16 protein-coding genes are annotated in these 14,700 nt (G+C 36.4%); 15 read left to right on the top strand and 1 reads right to left on the bottom strand.

What is annotated here, in order from left to right; translation table 11 throughout:
* The first annotated feature begins 9 nt into the window (after positions 1-9).
* The 5 genes from sufB (at position 10) to truA (ending at position 4,500) form a co-directional block, all read left to right on the top strand.
* Positions 10-1,404, top strand: a complete 1,395-nt coding sequence (sufB, locus tag AC07SW_RS07600) for a Fe-S cluster assembly protein SufB (RefSeq protein ID WP_034568514.1) — start codon at positions 10-12, stop codon at positions 1,402-1,404.
* Between the two features lie 357 nt (positions 1,405-1,761).
* Entirely contained in the window at positions 1,762-2,055 is a 294-nt protein-coding gene (locus tag AC07SW_RS07595; protein WP_490424850.1) for a bacteriocin immunity protein, read from the top strand.
* Between the two features lie 363 nt (positions 2,056-2,418).
* Complete coding sequence (locus tag AC07SW_RS07590) at positions 2,419-2,856, top strand: GNAT family N-acetyltransferase (RefSeq protein ID WP_494632574.1); 438 nt, start codon at positions 2,419-2,421, stop codon at positions 2,854-2,856.
* 78 nt (positions 2,857-2,934) lie between these two features.
* Complete coding sequence (locus tag AC07SW_RS07585; RefSeq protein WP_490428010.1) at positions 2,935-3,435, top strand: GNAT family N-acetyltransferase; 501 nt, start codon at positions 2,935-2,937, stop codon at positions 3,433-3,435.
* A 324-nt stretch (positions 3,436-3,759) separates the two neighbouring features.
* A complete protein-coding gene (gene truA, locus AC07SW_RS07580; RefSeq protein WP_034568531.1) occupies positions 3,760-4,500 on the top strand; it encodes a tRNA pseudouridine(38-40) synthase TruA in 741 nt (246 codons plus the stop codon).
* A gap of 103 nt (positions 4,501-4,603) precedes the next feature.
* Here the strand turns inward: truA and AC07SW_RS07575 are convergent, their stop codons facing one another.
* Positions 4,604-5,470 carry a LysR family transcriptional regulator gene (locus AC07SW_RS07575; protein ID WP_311908630.1) on the bottom strand — a complete coding sequence of 289 codons (867 nt, stop codon included), beginning with the start codon at positions 5,468-5,470 and terminating at the stop codon, positions 4,604-4,606.
* A gap of 117 nt (positions 5,471-5,587) precedes the next feature.
* Here AC07SW_RS07575 and AC07SW_RS07570 point away from each other — a divergent pair, with 117 nt between their 5' ends.
* The 10 genes from AC07SW_RS07570 (at position 5,588) to AC07SW_RS07525 (ending at position 14,645) form a co-directional block, all read left to right on the top strand.
* Complete coding sequence (locus AC07SW_RS07570; protein ID WP_494632573.1) at positions 5,588-6,154, top strand: DapH/DapD/GlmU-related protein; 567 nt, start codon at positions 5,588-5,590, stop codon at positions 6,152-6,154.
* A gap of 60 nt (positions 6,155-6,214) precedes the next feature.
* Complete coding sequence (locus AC07SW_RS07565) at positions 6,215-6,961, top strand: SDR family oxidoreductase (RefSeq protein ID WP_494632572.1); 747 nt, start codon at positions 6,215-6,217, stop codon at positions 6,959-6,961.
* Positions 6,962-7,031: 70 nt separating this feature from the next.
* Positions 7,032-7,385 carry a DUF2200 domain-containing protein gene (locus AC07SW_RS07560; protein WP_034568535.1) on the top strand — a complete coding sequence of 118 codons (354 nt, stop codon included), beginning with the start codon at positions 7,032-7,034 and terminating at the stop codon, positions 7,383-7,385.
* 141 nt (positions 7,386-7,526) lie between these two features.
* Positions 7,527-8,909 carry a M24 family metallopeptidase gene (locus AC07SW_RS07555; RefSeq protein ID WP_490428013.1) on the top strand — a complete coding sequence of 461 codons (1,383 nt, stop codon included), beginning with the start codon at positions 7,527-7,529 and terminating at the stop codon, positions 8,907-8,909.
* A 39-nt stretch (positions 8,910-8,948) separates the two neighbouring features.
* The gene (locus AC07SW_RS07550) at positions 8,949-9,326 is read left to right on the top strand and encodes a DUF488 domain-containing protein (RefSeq protein WP_074401769.1); all 378 of its coding nucleotides are present in this window, start codon (positions 8,949-8,951) and stop codon (positions 9,324-9,326) included.
* A 171-nt stretch (positions 9,327-9,497) separates the two neighbouring features.
* Complete coding sequence (locus AC07SW_RS07545; RefSeq protein WP_034568541.1) at positions 9,498-10,481, top strand: aldo/keto reductase; 984 nt, start codon at positions 9,498-9,500, stop codon at positions 10,479-10,481.
* Positions 10,482-10,594: 113 nt separating this feature from the next.
* A complete protein-coding gene (locus AC07SW_RS07540; protein ID WP_494632570.1) occupies positions 10,595-11,251 on the top strand; it encodes a TetR/AcrR family transcriptional regulator in 657 nt (218 codons plus the stop codon).
* Positions 11,238-12,200, top strand: a complete 963-nt coding sequence (locus AC07SW_RS07535) for an alpha/beta fold hydrolase (protein WP_494632569.1) — start codon at positions 11,238-11,240, stop codon at positions 12,198-12,200. Before AC07SW_RS07540 ends, AC07SW_RS07535 begins: the two co-directional genes overlap by 14 nt.
* A 191-nt stretch (positions 12,201-12,391) precedes the next feature.
* Positions 12,392-13,729: a deoxyguanosinetriphosphate triphosphohydrolase gene (locus tag AC07SW_RS07530; RefSeq protein WP_494632568.1), complete on the top strand. Its 1,338-nt coding sequence runs from the start codon at positions 12,392-12,394 to the stop codon at positions 13,727-13,729.
* Positions 13,730-13,748: 19 nt separating this feature from the next.
* Positions 13,749-14,645 carry a DUF4062 domain-containing protein gene (locus AC07SW_RS07525; RefSeq protein ID WP_494632566.1) on the top strand — a complete coding sequence of 299 codons (897 nt, stop codon included), beginning with the start codon at positions 13,749-13,751 and terminating at the stop codon, positions 14,643-14,645.
* Positions 14,646-14,700: the final 55 nt, after the last annotated feature.

The raw sequence follows: 14,700 nt of genomic DNA, 5'->3' as shown, positions 1-14,700 counted from the left end.
GAATCCAACATGAGTGGAGTACCAGAATTAGAAGATTACCAATTTGGTTTTCATGATGAGGTCACATCGGTCTTTACTACCGGAACCGGTTTAAGCGAAGACGTTGTTCGCGAGATTTCAAGAGTTAAAGATGAGCCTGAATGGATGCTAGATTTCCGTTTAAAAGCCTTAGAAACCTTTAATAAAATGCACATGCAAACATGGGGACCGGATTTATCCGATATCGATTTCGATGCCATCACTTATTTCAGCCGTTCAAGTGATAAAGCTGCCCGTGATTGGGACGACGTACCTGAAAAAATCAAAGAAACCTTTGAAAGAATCGGAATTCCAGAAGCAGAGCAAAAATATTTAGCCGGCGCATCCGCTCAGTACGAATCAGAAGTGGTGTACCATAACATGAAGGAAGAATTTGAAAAATTAGGAATTGTCTTTACCGACACAGATTCAGCCTTAAAAGAGTACCCAGAATTGTTTAAAGAGTACTTTGCTAAGCTTGTACCACCAACAGATAATAAGCTAGCCGCATTGAACTCAGCGGTATGGTCAGGTGGAACCTTTATCTATGTACCAAAAGGCGTTAAATGTGATGTTCCTTTACAAACTTATTTCCGAATCAACCAAGAAAACATGGGACAATTTGAACGTACTTTGATTATCGTGGATGAAGAAGCAAGCGTGCATTATGTAGAAGGCTGTACCGCACCAAGCTATACAACCAACAGCTTACACGCTGCAATCGTGGAAATATTTGTTCGCAAAGATGCCTATTGCCGTTACACCACAATCCAAAACTGGTCAGACAATGTTTACAACCTTGTAACGAAGAGAGCCAAAGCCTTAGAAGGCGCAACAATGGAATGGATTGACGGAAACTTAGGCGCGAAAACAACGATGAAATACCCAAGTATCTTCCTAGATGGCCGTGGCGCACGTGGCACGATGTTGTCAATTGCCTTTGCAGGGGAAGGTCAAAACCAAGATACTGGTGCAAAAATGATTCATAACGCACCAAACACCTCAAGCTCAATCGTCTCAAAATCGATTGCTAAAGATGGCGGGGAAGTAAACTATCGCGGACAAGTAACCTTTGGCCGTAAGAGTGAAGGCTCGATTTCACATATCGAGTGCGATACGATTATTATGGATGACAAATCGAAATCAGATACCATTCCTTTTAATGAAATTCGTAATAGCAACGTTTCTTTAGAGCATGAAGCGAAGGTTTCGAAGATTTCTGAGGAGCAGCTTTATTATTTAATGAGTCGTGGGTTGAGTGAACAAGAAGCGACTGAAATGATTATTATGGGCTTTGTGGAGCCGTTTACGAAGGAACTGCCGATGGAATATGCGGTGGAGTTGAATCGATTGATTCAGTATGAGATGGAAGGCTCGGTTGGATAGCCTTTGAACACAAGCTCTAAGTATTGATATATCAGTACTTAGAGCTTTTTTTGTACTGTCAAAAATCAATTGAATGCCATGTTAAAAATTAATATATGATGCGAATCTTTCGCCAGTTTCTTTTACTTTTTCAGGGAAAACGTGAGTGTAACTAGCGTTATTAGTAATTGTTCATATTGTCTGATTTCTAAAAAATGTTTTTTTCGAAAGAAGAGTCTAACTTTTTTTAAGTTGGAAATAATGTATTGTTCAAAAAATATTCTATTCTAATAGAGTATTTAAGAAGAATTTGTTAGTTCATAATTGAGCAAATGAGTGTATAATAAACTTAGAAGAAATAAAAAAGGTGGGATTGTAATGAAATGTGAATCGAAACAAATTGTACATGATTTGTACAATCATCTTAATCAATCAGATATGGAAGACATCAAAGAAGTTTTATTAAAAGTCTATACAAAACTAGAAGACTCTAAAGAAAATGTACCACTTATTAATCGTCTTGTTAATTTTATTTATTTTACAGCTTTTAATCAAAAATTACATTTTAATGAAGAACAAGAAAGCATGATTAGAAAATTGAGCAAAATTGGACAAACATCTGGACTGAATGGTGTTTATCGTTCTAGTTATGGAGATAAAACACAATTTTAAGAATGATATTATTTTTTAGGAAAAGTATAATTTTCTTTTCTATGTGCCCCACAAAGTCATATTTTTGAATGCCAAATTGAATGCCATTTGTTAAATAGTAGCTGAAATTTAATGATGTAAAATTTTTTGATTCCATTAAAATTCTTAGTTTGATAGTCAATTAGTCAATTGTAGATGATGTTATTTAGAATAAAGCAGTGTAGCGTAAATCAAAGACCACAAACGTTTATTTAGATACGTTTGTGGCCTTTTATAATTATTCAAAAAAAGAAATCAACCATCATTTAGTTACTAAACAACAACATTTGTACTATTTAAAAATAGTCGGTATAATTTAAAAAAAGAACTTATTTGGAGGAAACAATGAACATCAGAAAATCAACCAATAAGGATACGACAATTGCAGCTGAACTTTACGTCAAAACATTTAGCCAAGAACCCTGGAATGAAAAAAATAAAGTAGAGGATATCGTAGCGCATTTTAAACGTTTAGCCCAAATGAACACGGAAAAATCCTTTATTTTAGAAAAAGATCAAATGATGATAGGAATCGCATTAGGTTTTACAAGATCGTGGTATAAAGGAATTCAGTACCACCTCGACACATTTTGTATAGATCCAGCTTTTCAAGGTAAAGGTTACGGAAAATTATTTATGAATAAAATCAAGAATGAGCTAGTGGCTGATGAAGTTCATACGATTATTTTAGATACGGATCGAGATACGCCAGCTGAAAAATTTTATCAATCCACTGGTTTCACTAAATTGGCTGACTCGGTTTTATATGCGATTGATTTTTAAATAACTCTTCCCAATTGAGTGTCAGAAATACGGCGAGGGAACATTAACCGAAACGCGGGTAGTGAAAGGTGCATAAACATGAAAAAGATCATAATGAATGAAATGGAGATTCGTTTAGTTAGATACAATCGCAAGTATTTACCAGCTATCGTAACGCTATTTAACAGCACAATTCAAAGGGTAAATAGTAAGGATTATAGCCAAGCTGAATTAAATGAGTGGCTTCAAAAAAAGCCTGACCTTGATTCGTGGCATGAGAAGTTAACAAGTAGCTATTGTTTAGTGGCTATTAAAGACGAAACTTTAGTGGGATTTGGCAATATAACAAGCGATGGGTATCTTGATTTATTCTATATTTCTTATACTATGATCCATCAAGGTGTAGGTCGCTTCATTTTTAATGAACTAGAGAAATATGCAGTGTTAGAAAAAGCAAAGTCTATCTATACAGATGCTTCAATAACAGCAGTCCCATTTTTTACGAAAATGGGTTTAGAAGTGATGAGAAAACAAGACAATCAACGAAATGGTGAAAACCTAGTCAACTATCGCATGATAAAGAAATTAGTTGTGAGGTGAAACGCATTACTTTATTGAGGAGAGAAGACTAATGATTGCAACAAAACGGTATATACTTCTTTTAGAGATTGATTGTAACCTAGCCTAGAGTAAAAAAATAGGTCTAGCAGAAGTACAAGAGATGCTGACTCATATTGTCTCTTACGATGAAATAAGGGATAGTTTGTTAAACCATTTAGAAGAGCTCAACAATGGATACTTAAAAATTAGAATGTAACTGAACAAAAACCACCCAATTGTGAATTCCCCTCATTACTGCTACAATAAACAAATAAATACATCCACAAGAAATAATCTAAGCAATCAGAGGAGCAAACTAAAACGATGAGAAATATCAAACTAACAATTGAGTACGACGGAAAACGCTATTTAGGCTGGCAAAGGCTGGGAGATTCTGATAACACCATTCAAGGGAAAATCGAAGGTGTTTTAACACAACTCACAGGAGAAAAAATTGAAATTATCGGTTCAGGTCGAACAGATGCTGGCGCCCATGCAAGGGGACAGGTGGCGAATTTTAAAACGGAGACAACCATGGAGCGAGAAAAAATGCTTGATTTTATGAACCGTTACTTACCGCAAGACATTATTATAAAAAAAGTAGAAGACGTTCCTGAACGCTTCCATGCGCGTTATAACACGACAGGCAAAAAGTACAGCTACTATGTTTGGAATGATGCCATTCCTTCTGCCTTTGAACGTTACTATAGCTTACACTATCCTCAACCGTTAGACATTGATAAAATGAATCAAGCTTGTAGCCTATTAGTAGGAAGCCATGATTTTCTTGGTTTTTCATCTCTTAAAAAAATGAAAAAATCAACGGTTAGAACCATTGACGAGCTTTCTATTCAAAGAGAAGGCAGCTTACTCCATTTCACTTTTGTAGGGGATGGCTTCTTGTACAATATGGTTCGAATTATCATGGGCACCCTTTTAGAAATTGGAGCAGGTACGATGGAAGTAAGTGCAATTGAAGAGATATTTAAAAATAGAATTAGACAACATGCAGGTGAGACAGCTCCTTCTCATGGACTGTTTCTGGATGAAGTCTATTATCGTTAAGCTGAAAAAAACCTCAACTAAATAAGTAAAAAGGCTTTTCCTAAAAATAAACTCATTCGTGGTTTTATTTTTAGAGAAAAGCCTTTTTTTGTAAGTAAGGGAGTTAAATCGACTGAATACACTGTAAAAAAGCAGTAGCAGATCTTGAAAAAAATGAATCCTTTTTCCAAACAATACTGATGGAGGCAGTCAACTCTGGCATTAATGGAATGAAGGTTAAATTCGTACCAGTGGTGTTGATAATGCCATCAATACAAAGTGCACTAGCCACATCTTCTTTTACTAATAAAGAAGCATTATAGAGCAAATTATAGGTGCCCACTACATTTAAATGATCCAAATTTCCCCCTAACCACTCAGCTAATTGAGTATCCACAAAAGATTGATTAGAAACCAATAAAGGAACTGTTTCAATATCTTTAGGAGAAATCGTTTGTTTAGAAAACAAAGGACTAGCTGAATGAACCATTAACCCCCAACGATCCACCAAAGGCAACTGAATAAAATCATACTTCTGTTTTTCAACAGGATCAATCACCAATCCAAAATCCAGCACACCTTTGTCAATTTTTTCCAACACATCATCCGCATTCCCGCTATAAAGTTCCAATTGAATATCAGGGTGTTCTTCCCTTAAGTGATAAAGAACTTTCCCAATCAACTGAAAGGCCAGCGTTTCACCTCCACCAATGGTTATTTTCCCACTAATACGATCCTTTTTAATTAAATTAGCAGTGGTTGAATCAACTAAAGAAAGAATTTCTTTCCCCTTGTTGACCAAATAAACACCATCCTCCGTTAACGTAATAAATCGATTGCCACGTTCAAATAACGTCACACCCAGTTCTTCCTCCAATTCCTTCAATTGTTTTGAAAGAGTAGGTTGAGAAAGATGGAGGACTTGTGCTGCTTGACTAATTGTTTTTTCCCTAGCTACGGTTAAAAAATAGTTTAAAACACGCAATTCCATTTAAAATACCTCCTATAGTTAAAAACAATAGCTAACTATTGTATATAAGTATTAGTTAAGTATAACGTAACCCATTACAATAAAGTAGTAAAATAATTTATGTTTAGGAGGAAAAGCATGCTTGAACCTACACTACAAGAAAAACTAATTGGCAAAGAAATACTACCAGAAACGACACTCTATAAAGAAATTCACACTGTAAAAGCAGACAATGAGCGCTTAGTGATGGAATTAAATAGCCACTATCATCCTCCACATGAAATACAAGATTATTTAACAAAAATCATTGGTAAGGAAGTTGATGCTTCAGTTAACATTTCACAACCCTTTTACAGTGATTTTGGCAAACACATCACCTTTGGCAAGGATATTTTCATCAATCAAAATGTGACCTTTGTCGATTTAGGCGGCATTACAATTGAGGATCAAGTATTGATTGGTCCATGCGCGCGCTTAATCACAGTCAATCATTTAACGGACCCAAAAAAACGCCGCGGACTTAGCGTAGCACCTATTCGGATCAAAAAGAACGCATGGATTGGAGCGAACGTTACCATTTTACCGGGTATTACAGTTGGTGAAAATGCCATTATTGCAGCAGATTCTACGGTGACTAAAGATGTACCAGCAAATGTCATCGTAGCAGGAAGTCCAGCCAAAATAATGCGTGAAATAAATCGCTAATATTTTTTGAAAGTCTATTTATGAAGTGCAGAAAATAAGAATTTAAAGGAGAAAAATACAATGACCACAAAAGGAAAAGTCGTAATTATCACAGGAGCCTCATCTGGTATCGGAGAAGCCACCGCTAAGTTACTAGCTAAAAAGGGCGCAAAACTTGTCTTAGCTGCCCGCAGAGAAAGGAACCTGATTAAACTTGTAGACGAAATTAAAGCTGATTCAGGGGAAGCCGTTTATTTCGTCACGGATGTTACAAAAGAGGAAGACAATCAGAATTTAATAGCTTTTGCTAAAAAAACCTATGGAAAAATCGATGTGATTTTTCTAAATGCTGGCATTATGCCAAGCTCACCGCTATCTGCTCTTAAGGTCAAAGAATGGAACGAAATGATTGACATCAATATCAAAGGTGTCTTAAACGGAATTGCCGCAGTATTGCCGTTATTCATTGAACAAAAATCAGGACATGTTATTACAACTTCTTCAGTAGCAGGCTTGAAGGCCTATCCTGGCAGTGCTGTTTACGGAGCAACGAAGTGGGCAGTGCGAGACTTAATGGAAGTTTTACGAATAGAGTCCGCTCAAGAAGGAACGAATATTCGAACAGCAACGATTTACCCAGCAGCCATTCATACAGAGTTATTAGACACGATTACAGACGAAGAAATAGCAAACGGCATGACAGCTTTGTACAAGCAACATGGAATCAGTCCAGATCGGGTGGCAAGTATTGTCGCATATGCCATTGATCAACCAGCAGATGTAAATGTAAGTGAATTTACAGTAGGACCAACAAGTCAGCCGTGGTAAAAAAATAAAGCCATTCAGTATAATAAACACCACGTTCTTGCTATAATAAGAAGAAAAGGGGGCGTTGGAATTGTCTGAGCACCGCATTTTCACTACGAGCTTTGCAAGTGTGTATCCGTTATATGTAAAAAAAGCAGAACGTAAAAATCGTACCAAAGAAGAAGTGGACACCCTGATTTTCTGGCTAACGGGGTATGATGAAACAACCTTAGAAAAGCAAATCCAAAAAGAAGTTGATTTTAAAACATTTTTTGACGAAGCACCCAAAATGAACCCGCATATGGATTTAATCAAAGGCGTTGTCTGTGGCATTCGAGTAGAAGAAATCGAAGATCCTTTGATGCAAAAGATTCGCTATTTAGATAAGTTGATTGATGAATTGGCTAAAGGCAAAAAACTAGAAAAGATTTTGCGAAGTGAATAAGAAAATCGAATCAATGAAAGCACTCACCAGCAACAAATAGTGAGTGCTTTTTTGACTTTCATTTGCTTATCCGTAAGCCAAAGGTTATGATAAGAATAACAAGTTTATCAGAAAAACTGATAGAAAAGTGGGGGGAATATCATGTTAAATACAATCAAACTAACCGAAGTGGCCTATCCAATGACAGATAACAGCGGCATCACGATTCCGCTAACGGATGAAACCATTAAAGAACGCAAGGACAAGCTTTTAACGCTCATGAAGCAAGAGAATTTAGATTCATTGGTCATTTACGGTGATCTTGAACATGGCGGGAATTTTTCTTATTTAACGGGTTTTGTGACGCGTTTTGAGGAAGGCGTTTTAATTTTACATGAAACTGGCGAAGCGGTTTTAATGCTAGGAAACGAAAATACAAAAATGGCCCAACATGCTAGAATTAGAGCCGATTTGATTCACTGTCCCTTCTTCTCATTACCGGATCAACCGATGGATGGCGAAGTAAAATTGGAAACTCTCTTTGAACAAGCAGGCTTAACAAAGGCAAGCAATGTGGGGGTTGTTGGTTGGAAAATGTTTACAGCAATGTCTGAAAACAACCGCACACTCTTTGACGTCCCAAGCTATCTGCTTTCTGCCATTCAATCAGTCGTAACCAAAGGAACCATTGAAAACCGTTCCGATCTTTTTATTGATGCAGCTTATGGTGCCAAAGCAACAAACAATGCCAATGAAATTGCTCATTACGAATTCGGTTCATCACTTGCTTCAGACTGTGTGTTAGAAACAATTGAAGCCATCGAAGTTGGAAAATCAGAAATGGAATTAGGTACTTTTTTAACCAAATACGGTCAAAATCCAACCGTTGTTCCAATTGCAGCAACCGGCGAGCGCTTTCAACAAGCCAACCTATACCCATCCCCTAAACGTGTCCAGTTAGGCGATAAAATGTCGATTACAACCGGCTTTAAAGGTGGCTTAGCAAGTCGAGGCGGTTACGCAGTAAGCCAAGTTTCAGAGCTGCCGAGTGATCAACAGGAATATTTGGAACGCGTGGCGAAGCCGTACTATAACGCAGTAGTCAATTGGTTAGAAGCCATTGATATTGGCGTGGAAGGTCAAGAGCTTTACCAACTAATAGAAGAGGTTCTACCTAAGTCCCGCTTTGGCTGGCATTTAAATCCAGGACACTTAACAGCAGACGAAGAGTGGATGTCTTCCCCAATTAAAAAAGATTCAGCGATCCCACTGAAATCAGGAATGCTTTTCCAAATCGACATTATCCCATCGGTTAAAGGCTATGGCGGCGTTGGTTGTGAAAATGGCATTGCTCTTGCAGATGAAGCTTTGCGAAATGAAATCAAACAAGACTACCCTGATTTATGGGCACGAATTGTTGCAAGACGTAGCTATTTAAAAGAAGTCTTACACATACAGCTACATGATTCAGTGTTGCCTCTTTCTAGTGGCGTAGCCTTTTACAACCCCTTCTTTTTAAACAAAACAGTGGCCTTTACCAAATAAGAAAAGGATTAAAACTTAGAGCAATATGGAGTGAGCAAAATGATTACGATGAAACGAATTTACCTAGACTATCAAGAAACCGATGGCGAACGTATTTTAGTGGATCGCCTTTGGCCAAGAGGCGTATCGAAAGAACGAGCTCATCTTACGGAATGGGCAAAAGAAATTGCCCCCTCAACAGAATTACGCAAGTGGTATCACCAACATCTGGATCAATTTGAAGCTTTTAGCCAAGCGTATCAAAAGGAACTACTAACCAATCCAAAAGCGGTGGAAAAACTAGTAGAATTAACGAATAAAAGTCAAAAAGAGACCCTCACATTCGTCTATGGTGCAAAAAATCAACTAGAAAATCACGTGGTAGTCTTACTAAATGTATTAAAACAGAACTTTAAGGCAAACGTTCAAAAATCTTAAAAACAAGTTAGACCTTCTTAAAATAGAAGGAGGTCTAACTTGTTTTTTTTGCTCTCTAAAAAGGCACTTTCCCTTGACCTAGAGTGAACTTCAAGGTGTAAACTAAGGATGAAAAAATTTAGTACACAATGTGTAAGGTGTAAATGAACTAACAGAAAAGAGGAAATGAAAATGAACGTTAAAACCGTTGGAAAAACAGGTATCACAGTTTCAGAACTTGCTTTTGGCACCATGTCCTTTGGCTCAACTGCCGACAAAGCAGAGTCAGAAAAAATGTTTCACGCTGCTGTTGAAAAAGGCATTAATTTTTTTGATTCAGCGAATGTTTACGGCAATGGTCAAGCAGAATTGTTTCTAGGAGAATTTATTAAAAAAGAACGCCAAAAATACGTGGTAACGTCAAAGGTCTATTGGCCAACCTCAGAAGATCCTAATGGAAAAGGTCTCTCTAAAAAGAATATCTTCAAAAGCCTTGATGACACCCTATTACGTTTAGGAACCGACTATCTCGATTTTTATTTTGTTCATGATTTTGATCACAATACCCCAATGGAAACAACCCTTGAAGCCTTAGATCAACTTGTGAAAGCAGGAAAGATTCTGCATCCCGCAGTCAGCAATTGGTCAGCTTGGCAAATTGAAAAAGCCCTAGGAATTCAAGCAAAGAACGGCTATTCCCCCTTTGAATTGATGGAACCCATGTACAATTTAGTGAAGCGTCAAGCCGAAGTAGAGCTTTTACCAATGGCTCAAGCTGAAAAAATGGGAGTGATTAGCTATAGCCCGCTAGGTGGCGGCTTACTAACAGGAAAATACGGTGAAACCAAGCGACCTGTCAGTGGGCGACTTGTGGAAGATCAGCGCTACGCACAGCGTTATGGAGAAAAAACAAACTTTAAAATCGCAGCTGAATTTACGCAGTTTGCCAAAAAATTAGGCGTACATCCCGCACCTTTAGCGATTGCATGGGTAAACTATCATCAGGGAATCACAGCACCGATTATTGGCGCAAGAAACATGGAGCAGTTAGCAGTTAGTTTAGAAGCCGTTAATTTTGAAATGACCGAAGAATTTTATCAAGAATTATCAAAACTATCTCCAAGCCCACAACCAGCAACGGATCGTGGCGAAATCTTAACAGGCAATTGGAAATAAAAAGAACTCATTGTGAGTTCTTTTTTTTAAGGCAAAATAAGTTGACAACTAGAAAATAAACCTGTATTCTAAAAACATACCGAATAAATGTTTTTTTAGAAAGGGACAGAAAAATGGCAAAAAAATACAATACCGAAGAAACCATCAAATTGATTTTAGATACAGCTACACGCTTATTCACCGAAAAAGGCTATGAGAAAACAACGATTCAAGACATTGTTAACGAGCTAGATGGCTTATCTAGAGGGGCAATTTATCACCATTTTCCATCAAAAGAGGCAATTGTTGATGGCGTTATCAAACGCTTATTGCCAGAAAAAAAATACATCGAAGCCATTTCCAATCGGCAAGATTTAAACGGTTTAGAAAAAATTCAGCATTTATTTTTAGAAACCCTATTTAACGAAGAAGTAGGCGCATCCTTTTCATTGACCTATTCGTTATTTAATAATCCTAAATTTTTTATGATGTACATGATGAACTGTAATGAATTCATTGCACCCCAAGTAGAAGTTTACCTTAACGAAGGCAATCAAGACGGCTCTCTAAACATTCAATACCCTAAACAAATTGGCGAAATCGTGGTGCTGCTCCTAAGCACATGGTTTATCGTTTCACTTTATCCAAACACAGTAGAAACCTTCTGGGAGAAGCTTGACGCATCAAAATATGTATTAGACGGAATTGGCTTACCTATTTTAAGCGATGATTTGATTGAAAACATCAAAAAAATAATGATAGAAAAAGAGGGCGCATATGAAAACAACTAAAAAAGCTAAAAAAACTGGAATTCGACGTTTCTTCCATATTATCGGAATGATTGTGGCAACCTTGATTGGCATCATTGTGTTAGCCTTGGCTGGAATCTATACGGCACATCGCCTAAGCCTAAAAAGCGAAGCTCCACGGATTGAGAACTACGGCAAGAAGCTCTCTGTTTTTGATGGGAAAATGAATATTCTAGATGAAGGCAAAGGCGAGGGCAAGGAAACCATCGTATTATTAACAGGTTACGGTACGGCAAGTCCAGGCCTAGATTTTACACCTCTAGTGAATAACCTAAAAAAAGATTATCGAGTTGTTGTGATTGAGCCCTTTGGTTATGGCCTAAGCAGTCAAACAAAACGCCCAAGAACTTCAGATAACATGGTGGAAGAAATCCATGAAGTCACCAAACAATTAAAACTAGATTCCTTTATTTTGATGGGACACTCCATTTCAGGCATTTACAGCTTAAACTACGCTAACACGTATCCAGAACAGCTAAAAGCCTTTGTTGGAATCGACACGAGTACATCAAATCAACCGTGGCCTGGCTTCAACGACGGGGTGATAACCTTTGTTCAAAAAGCAGGAATTCTAAGAGCCATCACCAAACTTAATCCAGAAGCATCACAAGTAAAAAGTCTGGATGCAAAAACCAATGAGCAGATTCGTCTCCTAACGATGAAAAATGGAGGCAACGAGACCGTTCGAAATGAAGGGCAAGAATTAAAAGGAAGCTTCGATCTAGCGAACAAACATACCTTTCCAAAAAATCTACCCGTTCTTCTCTTCGTTGTAAAAGACGATTCAGAAGTAGCCGGCTGGTTAGAGCTTCACCAAAAGCAAGTTGAGCATTTAGACAAAGGCAAAGTAATCGAACTAACAGGCACCCATTACTTGCACCATACGCAGTCTGAAAGAATTGGGGAAGAGATTCGGGAGTTTTTAAACTAACTATCAATTGAACATAATAAACCTATTGAGCATTCATGAGATGACGTTCAATAGGTTTATTATTTTATTTTAATTGAGAATGTTTGTTAAAACTTAATTTAATAAATCAGTTGAAAGTAAAGTTATTTTATTATACACTTGTACTGAGAATAAATAACGGTTTATATACTAAAGAATGAGGTGTAGTAAAAATGGAATGGCAAAAATTAGTAAGCAATAAAAGAGTACCTTCTTTAAGTTATGATTATGAAAATACAGCATGTATAACAGCTTTTGATAGTGACTATAGGAGAGTTGTTAAAAGCGATGCCTTTAGAAGACTACAAGATAAAACACAAGTCTTTCCATTAGAGCGCAACGATTTTGTTCGAACGAGATTAACGCATAGCTTGGAAGTAGCGATGGTCTCCAGAGATATCTTGACCGAAGTGATCAAAGAATTGAAAAATTCTGGAAAAAATATTGACTTGCTTAATGATTCTTATCGTTTAATGGAAACTGCAGCCTTGATTCATGACATTGGAAATCCACCTTTTGGACATTTTGGTGAAGAAGCCATCCGTATTTGGTTTAAGAAAAATGGTAGTAAATTAGAATGTTGGGACGCGTTATCAACACAACAACAATTTGATTTTTTAAATTTTGAAGGGAACGCGCAAACAATTCGGTTATTAACTAAAATTTATGATTATAATGGAAGTTCTGCGAATGGAATGAGACTAACCGCATCGGTTCTTGATTCAGTTATAAAATATACAGCGACTTCTGCGGAGGTTAACAAAGACTACTTACTTAGAAAAAAGATAGGTTACTTTTTTTCTGAAGAGACAGAATTTTTTGCAATTAAAGAAGCAACAGGAACAGGAACTGTAAGACATCCATTAGTTTTTTTATTAGAAGCTGCAGATGATATTTCGTATACCTTCTCAGATGTCGAAGATGCTTATGGTTATGGGTTGTATTCCTTTGATCAGATAAAAAATTTTTTAGAAAAGGAAACCAAATTATCCACTGATAAAATATTTAAAGACATCTATTCGAGCTCTGATAATGCAATTTTCCAAAGATTTATTCGTGAAACACAGCAAAAAGTTTATAAAAGTGCAAGTCAGGTATTCGTGTCTAACTACAATAAAATTATGAATGGTAATTTTACTTCTGATTTAATGATAGAAGCGAGTGATGAAATTAAATTATTCAATGCTTTAAAGAAATTTGCTCATAAACATATTTTTAATACGAAAGAAATCCTTGATCAAGAGGTTCTTGGATTTAACATTATGAGCCGATTGCTAGATGAATTCGTGCCAGTAACATTAAAGTATCAAAAAACAGGTCAATTTATGAATAAATATGAAGAACGCCTATTTAACAATATTTCTGAAAGTGCTAAAACATTGTATAAAAAAGAAGTTGAGAGCTACACAGATGAATCAATTAGAGATTATTACCGGCTTAAAATGGCTGTCGATTTCGTTTGCAATATGACAGATGGCTACGCTAAAAAACTGCATGATACATTATTTTAAAAAAGAAGGGTGAGAAACGATGTCTTTTAACGCAACTGTCTTAAAAGTACTAATAGCATCTCCGTCTGATGTTCTAAATGAGCGAGATGAAATTGAGCGAGCTATTTTTGAATGGAATTTGCAGTATGCAGATACCTTAAATAAAATATTATTGCCTATTAGATGGGAGAGTGCTGTGACACCGTCCTATAGTGAAAAAAATGATCCACAAGAAATTATCAACGAACAAATTGTCAATGATTGTGACTATGTAATAGGCGTATTTTGGACTAAGTTAGGTACACCAACAAAATATTCAGAATCAGGAACGATTGAAGAAATCAGTAAATTTATTGAAAACAAGCAATCAAATGAAATTATGGTCTATTTCAAAAAAGATGCTTTCCCACAAGAAAGTGATTTAGAAGAAATTCAGAAATTAAAAGAATACAAACAAGCCTTTAGTGGTATTTATTCAGATTACAATAAAGAATCAATCATTAAACATCTATATAGCAAAGTTCGCTCTCTTGAAGATGGATCAAAAGCTACTTTAACAGAAGAAATTGCTGAAGAAATAAATGGAAATTCTATTGAAGCTTTATTAAAAAAGGAGATTCTTTCGCCAGAAGACATACTAATGCTTAAATTTATCAAAGATTCTGGGCAAAAAAAATTTGGCGTTCGATGGAAACAAGAAAAAAGTGTAGATGAGATCACCGCTTGGGAAGAAAAAAATAAAGTGAAGCCGATTGTTTCAACTCACTATGAAAAGGTGATTGGAAATTTCTCTGACCGCAAATTTATGTTGGAGGATGAATATACTTCTTACGGCAATGTTCGCCAATATCAAATTCCTCTTAAAGTATTTGAAGAAATTGAGCAATTAGGGGATTGTGATCAAATTAATGAGATGTTTGAAAAGCATTTGAAGTGAGAAAAGATAGAACTGTATCAACTCAATTTGATTTATATAATAAATTCACTAACAA

Source organism: Carnobacterium sp. GW821-FHT04C06, from assembly GCF_059420345.1.
The sequence above is the reverse complement of the archived record's forward strand: the minus strand, read 5'-3'. Positions and strand labels throughout refer to the sequence as shown.